The 6842-nt window shown below is 44.3% G+C and carries 7 protein-coding genes; 2 read left to right on the top strand and 5 right to left on the bottom strand.

The features are described 5' to 3' along the window. Together VF500_RS10825 and VF500_RS10820 are read right to left on the bottom strand one after the other, a co-directional pair. Positions 1 to 874: glycoside hydrolase family 97 N-terminal domain-containing protein (locus tag VF500_RS10825; RefSeq protein WP_330859685.1), on the bottom strand; the 874-nt coding region annotated here is incomplete at its 3' end. Beyond that, complete coding sequence (locus tag VF500_RS10820) at positions 871 to 1929, bottom strand: aldose epimerase family protein (RefSeq protein ID WP_330859684.1); 1059 nt, start codon at positions 1927 to 1929, stop codon at positions 871 to 873. The genes VF500_RS10825 and VF500_RS10820, both read right to left, overlap by 4 nt. A 207-nt stretch (positions 1930 to 2136) precedes the next feature. Here VF500_RS10820 and VF500_RS10815 point away from each other — a divergent pair, with 207 nt between their 5' ends. Both VF500_RS10815 and VF500_RS10810 read left to right on the top strand, forming a co-directional pair. Continuing rightward, positions 2137 to 3033, top strand: coding sequence for an AraC family transcriptional regulator (locus tag VF500_RS10815; protein WP_330859683.1), 897 nt, complete (start codon positions 2137 to 2139; stop codon positions 3031 to 3033). Positions 3034 to 3262: 229 nt separating this feature from the next. Next, positions 3263 to 3805: a DUF6886 family protein gene (locus VF500_RS10810; protein ID WP_330859682.1), complete on the top strand. Its 543-nt coding sequence runs from the start codon at positions 3263 to 3265 to the stop codon at positions 3803 to 3805. A gap of 354 nt (positions 3806 to 4159) precedes the next feature. Here the strand turns inward: VF500_RS10810 and VF500_RS10805 are convergent, their stop codons facing one another. Genes VF500_RS10805 through VF500_RS10795 form a run of 3 tightly spaced genes read right to left on the bottom strand, consistent with a single transcriptional unit; the run spans position 4160 to position 6836 of the window. Further along, on the bottom strand, positions 4160 to 5371 hold the full coding sequence (locus tag VF500_RS10805) for a DUF5000 domain-containing lipoprotein (protein WP_330859681.1): 1212 nt from the start codon (positions 5369 to 5371) through the stop codon (positions 4160 to 4162). Between the two features lie 20 nt (positions 5372 to 5391). After that, entirely contained in the window at positions 5392 to 6618 is a 1227-nt protein-coding gene (locus VF500_RS10800) for a DUF4959 domain-containing protein (protein WP_330859680.1), read from the bottom strand. Between the two features lie 50 nt (positions 6619 to 6668). After that, complete coding sequence (locus VF500_RS10795; protein ID WP_330859686.1) at positions 6669 to 6836, bottom strand: RagB/SusD family nutrient uptake outer membrane protein; 168 nt, start codon at positions 6834 to 6836, stop codon at positions 6669 to 6671. Positions 6837 to 6842: the final 6 nt, after the last annotated feature.

The following is a 6842-nucleotide window of genomic DNA, read 5'->3' as shown; positions in this document are numbered from 1 at the left end:
TTATCCAGGCAGTATTTTCCAGTACTGATGGCTTCGAGAGCTTGTAAATAAGTTGGTTGTTCAGTAAGGTTTTGTCATCATCGGTAGCGATGAGCACACGCCATGGGTATTCTTTTTTACCCGGTTCTTTGGCGATATAATTTTCGCGCGAGGTAACTACGGATACAAAATCGCCCCAGCTGCCCATTTTGGTTGTGCCCGGGTAGCCCGCCCATTCGCCTGTGATATTGCCGTTTTTCTTTCTAACGTACATTCCGGGGTAATCAAACAAGTCAGCTTCGGCAATAACCAGTTTTACGCCATTGTTGTAACTGTACAAAGCTGGGGTGATGGCATGTTTATCTTCTTTTACCTCGCTGATGGATTTGTATTGGTTATAAGCCAATTCCCAGGCGGTGTAATTATCAGTTTCGGCAATGGTAGTGCCGGGTGCACCTTTCAGGTTAAAGCCGGCCTGCTCGCTCATTACTTTCACCGAATCTTTTAAATCAGTAACAAAACGGTAAGCGACACCTTCATTATAAGCACGGATAAGCAGCTTATAGTTCCCTGCAAAACTGATAGCTAATTCGTTATAATTATCGGTAAGTACAGCGGCCTTACCATACAGCGGGCGGATAGTTTTATTTACCGTTGATGGCTTGGTGCCTAATACTTTGGCATTTGCACCAAGGGTTGTTTTATCCAACTTCAAACCGATGGCCGATGGCGAGATCAGTTGATTGTTTTTATAAGTCAATGAATAACTGATGCTGTCGTTCACCTTGAGTTCCAGTTTCAGGTTATTATCGGGAGATTTAACTGTGTAGGTTTGCGCCGATGCCCCAAGGGCAAAAGCAAATAGCATAAAAAATATCAGGGTGTGTTTTTTCATATAGTGCCGAACTTGTATAAAATGCTTTGATCGTAAACATCGCCTGCCTGCAATATGGCCTGCGGGAAATTAGGGTGGTTAATGCTATCCGGATAATGCTGGCATTCCAGGCAAAGGGCATCAAACGGTTTTGCCGACTTACCGGTATGGGTAGGCGAAGTGCTGCTTAAATAATCGCCAGTGTACAGGAACACGCCGGGATAATCGGTATAAACTTTAAGGGTACGGCCCGATTCTTCATCGGTTAAAAGAGCGGCATAACCCAATTCGTTCTCTTCCGTTTCCGGATCGATGATATAAAACAGGTTAAGACCCTCAACCCGGCTTTCATCTATTTTAAATTTATCGCTCAGCTTATTATTGCTGAAAGCCTTTTGCCTGGCAGGTATAATAGCCCCGCTCGGCGTATAATCTTCGTACGAATCCACAATGTACTCCGACGATATCGTAAGCTTGTGATTATAGATCTTACTCTTAAATGCCGACAGGTTAAAGTAGGCGTGATTGGTAAAATTCGCTATGGTATTTTTATCGGTAGCGGCTTTATAATTGATCAGCAATTCATTATCAGCGCCCCAGGTGTAGGTGACCGTAAGCTGCAATGTACCTGGATAACCACCATCACCATCCGGACTGGTAAGGACCATCACCACGCCATTTTCAATAGTTTCGGCAGTAAACACCCTGTAATTAAAACCACTTTTGCCCGCGTGATTGGAATTTTTCCCGTCGTTAGCATCCAGGTGGTAAGTTTCACCTTCAAACTGAAATTTCACCCTGCTGATACGGTTGGCATAACGGCCAATAGTTGAGCCAATGTAGCAGGTATCGCTTAAATATCCGTCCAGATCAGGAAAACCAACCACCACGTTTTCGAGCTGCTGCTCCCTGTCAGGCACCACAACCGACACAATCGCCGCACCATAATTGGTAAGCTCAACATAGGCTCCTGTTTCATTTTCTATTTTGAAAAGGTAAACATTGTGCCCCTCGTATTGCCCCCATAAACGGGATGTGGTATTAACTGCGTACGGATATTTAAATTGTTTATTCATGTGTTTCAACTTCATCAAAACAGGCGGATAATCACCGCTACTGGTTTCTGTGCTTAATTGGTTTCGGTAAACCTACTATGAAACAGCGGTTAAAAAAATGGATAATTTTCAGAAAGTGATGGATAATACTATCATATATAAAGCCGGCTAAAGAACTTGCTTTCAATAAAAAATAAATATCTTTAAACACCAATTAACCATTAAGCTATGAATGTGATAGCCGAACCTAAAAAAAAGATAAAAGAAGGCTTCATCGGTCAAAAAAAGATCGTATTACCGCCAAACATCAAAAAAACCATTACAAATAACCCTTTAACCAAAGGCTTTTACCTAACGGCTATAGGCTATTATCCGAAGGCCGCCTATCATGACTGGGAGCGCCGTGCCGGCAGCAACGAGTATATTTTACTTTACTGTATTGATGGAGAAGGCTATGTTTATTTGAACGGGCAACACCATGTTTTGAAACCCAATACTTTTTTCATTATTCCGCGTAATGTGGGCCATCGCTATCAAAGCTCTGAAACCACGCCCTGGAGTATTTATTGGGTGCATTTCAGCGGCTTAAATTCACAGTTCATTTATGAGCGCTCGCTTCAAAACGGACAGCCTGTAGTACAATCCATTCCTTATGATAACAGCCGGATAAAGCTTTACGAACAGATTTACGCCGTACTTGAACACAGCTACCACGAAAAGGAAATGGAGATCGTAAATATCAACCTGCTCAATTTCATCTCATCATTGGTTTACTATAAGCAAACCAACCCGGTTGATTACGATAATGATTCTGTGAGCAACTCCATCGCTTACATGAAAAAGCATATCAGCAAAAAATTTGAGGTGATCCATTTGGCTAAACAGCAGGGTATTTCGGCCTCACATTATTTACGCTTGTTTAAGCAAAAAACAGGTTCATCGCCTATCAACTATTTTAACCTGCTCAAAATTCAGGCATCGTGCCAGTATCTCTATTTTACCGACAGGAGTATCAAGGAGATCTGTTCAGATCTGGGCTTTGATGACCCTTATTACTTTTCGAGGTTGTTTACCAAATTGAGCGGCATGTCGCCATCAAAATATCGGAAAACACATAAGCGGTAGATGGGGTGGAGATTTTGGCTAAAGCCGGTTGGCCGATTATCTTTTCCCCGTCGGTTAAAACCGACGGCAATAAAGTTTTTTCTGTAGAGACGCATAATTGCGTCTCCTGCAGGACAAGCCGCCTTGCAAGAGATTCATCCATAATTGGAAAATCGTTTGCCATGTCGGCGAATCAAACGTAATTTGCATACAGGAGACGCAATTATGCGTCTCTACCAAAAATTTGGCTATGCACCCGCCCAAACCCCGACTTTTCCATATCAGCGAACAGCCCGGCATCAGCATATTTACTCCCCGTCCCTCCCCATCTCATTTTGAAAACATTACAGGCGATGTTGTTTTTGCAATCAGCGATCAGTTGCTGCACAATTACCTGCTGCCCCGTGATTGTCCGAGGGTAACATTTTATGCCGGTGCTGACACTACTGATACAGATAAACAAAAGTTCATGAGTAATACAACAGCCAGTCATGTTATCGCTGTTGAAAGCGGCTGGTATCAGCAGATCAAAGAAACAACCCTGTATTGTTACGAGTTTTTGCCGGATGATTTTATGCTGATAGATGAATGTGCTGGGTACTACGTATCATATAAACCTGTTGTGCCGGTAGTGGTTACTGTTGTTGACGATATCATGGCTGCATTGTTAAACCGGGATACTGAGCTGCGGTTTATGCCGTCATTAACTGAAATTGCGGTTGCTGTGCGCAATTCAAGCCTTCGGTTTTCGTTGATCAGGATGCGGAATGCGAAGGGAGTATTAATGTCATAAAAGCTTATGCCGACGCTCGGCTCCAGCCGAGTGTCGAGTATTTCACGGCCTCTGGCCGCCGAAGTTGGGGAAGCAGGTGTCTGGCCTTTGTACACTATGCGGGTTTACGTCGGCCAGAGGCCGTTTTGATAGTTGCCACTCGGCTGGAGCCGAGCGGCGGCGGAGTGGGCTGTCACCCTGAGCCTGTCGAAGGGTCGTGCGTAGAGGCCCTACCCACCATGCTTCGACAAGCTCAGCATGACACCCATTTTTTACCTTGCCATGGGAACCAAGCCCTACAAGGGTTAAAACTACAAATCCCGCTGCTTCAATTGAAACAACGGGAATTTGCCATTATTAAACCAAACCAAGGTTTTACTTATCCACTTTGTACATGGTTAGCTCCAGAAAATGGAAATAATTTGTTCCGCCCCAGGTTTCCAGTACTTTAAACCTGATGTAACGGTATGCTGGCAAATCGGCAGGGAAGTTGAACGGTTCGCCGGCTGCGGCAAAGTCGGCATCAGCCTGGGTGGTTTGCCCTGTTGGCAAACCTGATGGTTTAACCGAGGTGAAGCTTGCCAGCTTTGTCCAGCTGTTGTAACTACCATCCGCGCTTGGGCTGTTGCTGCCGTAGATCTCGAATCGTTTAGGGTTGCCATAATTGTACAGGGCCGAAGTACGCTGCCAGATCTTCATTTTGGCAAGCGACGCTTGCTGCCCCATATCAAACGTAAACCATTGCGGCATGCTTGTTCCCGGAGTGTGGAAGCCCGGTTCATTGGTGCTCCTATCCCACAGGTAATAAGTTTCCCAGCCGTATGCCGATGGAATATCGGTAGGTAAATTATAGGCTTTAAACAATGATTTGTCGCACTCCACTATCCCATAGATCTTTGGAAAATCATCGAAAGAGGTTGTATTGAACACGTCAACCGCATCGGTCGTTGGTTTGTATGATGAGCGGTACTGGATAGCTGTTCCCAGCTTAAGATCGGTCAATGTTATGCCGCTGCTATCTACGCTAAGCTCTTTTGTTGCCTCGGCTCCGGCGGTGTTGGTATATTTGATAGTGGTTGAAACGTTTCCGGTATCGGCCTTAATAAAAAACAGCCTTACCGAACCATTATCATTTACCTGGAAAGGATTAGCCGTATTATACGAACGGTTTAACAAAGCCGACTGGTAAGCCGCGCCATAAACACGCACATTGTTAATATCCTGCCCAACTGATGAATTGCCCGCATTATCACGCGCTACCAGCCTGAAGCTGTACACATACTCCTTTAAATTTGGGATGGATACGCTAATGGAATCGGCCGGACTGTGACTTGAGGCATCAACTATTACTGAATCGGTGGCGTTGTTCCAGGTGATCTTATAGTTTTTAATACTCGGATCGGGGCTTGGGTGCCAAACCAGCACCGCCCTTAAATTACCGGGATGAAAAGTTACCTTGCTGGCCAAACCAGGATAAGTTACCTCATGATTATCTAAAAACGCCTTATAATCTTTATCGTACTTTTTACAGGCAAATATTGTAATACTCGCCAAAAAGAAAGCAGCTATACTGTATCTGATCTTCATGTCTTTAATTTTTAATTGTATTACAATGGGTTGCCATATAATGAGATCTCCAGCGCGTTCACATAATCCAAGCCGCCCCAAGTTTGTGTACACTCCAACCTGATGAATTTGGTGGCAGGTGCGTTGATACCGATCTTGAAATTAACACCAGCAGCAACAAAGGCAATATCAGAAGCATTGGCCTGGTTTGGAGGTAAGCCTGAAGGCGGGTTAGGGTAAGTAAAGTTGCCCAAATTCACCCAGTCGCCGGATACTGTGCCGGGAGCCGAGTTTTTAGGCAATACAGAATCCTTAGGCGAATCGCTGCTGGTACCCCACAGGGTAAGCTGCCTGATGTTCTGGTAACCAAAAACACCGCTTAACCTTTCCCATAAAACAAAACGGCTCAGCTTGGCATTTACGCCCAAAGCAAAGGTACCTTGTTTGGTAGGCGCGCTCAGCGTATGCCAGCCAGGTTCACCGGTGTTACCGTCAAACAGGTATTTGAACTCCCAGCCATAACCAATAGGGCTATCGCTATCCAGGTGATAGGTGTAAAACTTGCTTTTGTCCAGCAGGGTTTCAAACAGCGGTGTAAGCGTTTTATATACCGTATCCGAAACATTGCCGAACCTATCGGTAGTGTATACACCAAACTTTTTAGGCGTTGCGTCATACCCGCGTACCGAAAAGTTTACCGAGTCGGTATTGATATACTGCGGGTCCTGTTCGTCATATTTATTGGTTTTAGCATTTAACGACAGCACATGCACCGCAATTGGCACTTTATTGGGGTTTAAGCCAAAGAAATTGGCGCCGCCAAAATCGGGGGTAATATCCAGATTATCATTGATGAGCAAATAGTTAGGTGTTTTAGGACTAACCTTAACCACCACCGGATCTGATTTAACGTTGGCACGGCTTACAGCATACAGGGTAACTTCGTAGTCTTTAGCCCTTGCAAAACCATCAACCGTAATGGTATCGGTATAATAGCTGGCCTTGGTTTCCCTGGTTGTTTTATCATTGATGTTATAGCTGGCTAAAACGTACAGCAGGTTTTTAGAGTTAGGCAGCGTATAGGTAAGCCTTGCCGCGCCGTTTAAATTCTCAACCTTTACATTGGTGACCACGCCGGGCTTGGTAGTATCATTGGATACTACCTCGATGTTTGATTCGCCCTTTTTACAGGAAACGATAAGCATGATCAGCAAAACCGGCATAAGCATTAAACCGGTAAGCCATCTGCGGTTATTAATCTTTTTCATAATTTATATTTCTATATTAATTATCTAATCTTTTCAGTAAACAGATGCTCCTACCAGTAAGGGTTTTGGGTAAGGTTATTATTCACTATCAAATCGTTAGTACTGATAGGCCATAAATAATCCTTAATGCCAAACACCGGCTGTATGATGGTTTGCGGGCGATAATAGTTAACCGCTGTACCCTCGTAAATATTCCATCCCTGGATGGGTTTACTCAATACATC

The sequence above is a fragment of the Mucilaginibacter sp. genome (genome assembly GCF_036383575.1).
In the GTDB taxonomy this organism is placed as follows: Bacteria; Bacteroidota; Bacteroidia; order Sphingobacteriales; family Sphingobacteriaceae; genus Mucilaginibacter.
The sequence above is the reverse complement of the archived record's forward strand: the minus strand, read 5'-3'. Positions and strand labels throughout refer to the sequence as shown.